The sequence below is a fragment of the Kocuria palustris genome (assembly GCF_007666205.1).
GTDB lineage: Bacteria > Actinomycetota > Actinomycetes > Actinomycetales > Micrococcaceae > Kocuria > Kocuria palustris_A.
Map to the genome: position 1 here is coordinate 1 of NZ_VDOR01000040.1, position 1,057 is coordinate 1,057.

Annotated in this window: 1 pseudogene; it reads left to right on the forward strand. The window is 64.5% G+C overall.

The features are described from left to right. Positions 1-1,010, forward strand: a pseudogene (locus FSY66_RS12400) (IS3 family transposase); the annotation flags it as partial. Between the last annotated feature and the right edge of the window lie 47 nt (positions 1,011-1,057).

The following is a 1,057-nucleotide window of genomic DNA, read 5'->3' on the forward strand; positions in this document are numbered from 1 at the left end:
ACTAAGCAGCCAGGAATCTGCCGAGCTCCGCGCGGCGCGCGGCCGTGTCCGCCAGCTCGAGCAGGAGATCGCGATCCTCCGCCGGGCCGCGACGTGGCTCGACGAGGAGGGAGGAGTTGCCCCAAAAGGGCGCACCCGGTGATCGACCGACTCGTCGACGCCGGGGCACCCACAAGCACCTGCTGCCGCCTACTGGGCGTCTCCCGTCAGGGCTACTACCGGTACCGAAAGCGCCCGACCAGTGCCACTGAGCTGCGCCGCCGCTGGCTGACCGGCCTGATCCGGGAGATCCACGTCGCCTCCCGCGGCACCTACGGCTACCGCCGCATCCACGCCGAGCTCACCATCGGAATGAACATTCCGTGTTCCAGCCGGCTCATCTGCGTCCTCATGACTCGCGCCGGAATCGGTGGCCTTCCAGGCCCAGCCAGAATCAAGCGACTCAAAGGGGGTCGCCACAGCGGACGACCTGGTCAACCGCAAGTTCCACCGTCTCGCGCTGAACGAGCTGTGGGTCACGGACATCACCGAGCATCCCACCCGGGAGGGCAAGATCTACTGCGCCGCCGTGCTGGATGCTTGTCCCCGCAAGATCATCGGCTGGGCTATCGACTCCACACAGGACTCCACCCTGGTCGTGAACGCTCTGGACATGGCAATCCGTGCACGTCAGCCAGGGACCGGAGGGATCGTTCATGCGGATCACGGAGTCCAGTTCACCTCCTGGGTCTTCACTCAGAAGATCCGTTCAGCGGGACTGCTGCCGTCGTTCGGGACCGTCGGCGATGGCCTCGACCATGCGATGATGGAGTCGTTCTGGTCGACGATGCAGATCGAGCTGCTGAACCGGAAGAAGTGGAAGACGCGCATCGAGCTCGCGAACGCGATCTTCGAGTACATCGAGGTGTTCTACAACCGTCGTCGCCGGCACTCCTGCCTCGAGTACGCGACACCCCACGATTACGACCTCGCCGGCACCCCCGCGGGCACTCACCACCATCGGAAGCTAGCGACCAAGAGTGGAAACCTAACCGTAGGGCAGGTCAAACTGTCACCT